The following is a 238-nucleotide window of genomic DNA, read 5'->3' on the forward strand; positions in this document are numbered from 1 at the left end:
GGTGCTGTTCAAACTGCAGGGAAAGCAGACGTCCGACTTCACTGGAGAGCCCCATCAGCAGTACCCCTGACGTGGGCTTGTCGAGACGATGCGCCGTAAACACATGCTGCCCAATCTGATCACGAACGGTCTGCATCACAAACACCGTTTCATGGCGATCCAGCCAGCTGCGATGAACCAGCCAGCCGCTGGGCTTGTTGACGGCAACCAGCCACTCATCCTGATAGAGTATCTCCAG

At 56.7% G+C, this 238-nt stretch carries 1 protein-coding gene; it reads right to left on the reverse strand.

The genetic code is table 11. From position 1 onward, the window contains the following. Positions 1–238: pseudouridine synthase (locus SB765_RS33470; protein WP_410933015.1), on the reverse strand; the 238-nt coding region annotated here is incomplete at both ends.

It is taken from the genome of Pseudomonas sp. SIMBA_067 (assembly GCF_046534675.1).
GTDB lineage: Bacteria > Pseudomonadota > Gammaproteobacteria > Pseudomonadales > Pseudomonadaceae > Aquipseudomonas > Aquipseudomonas putida.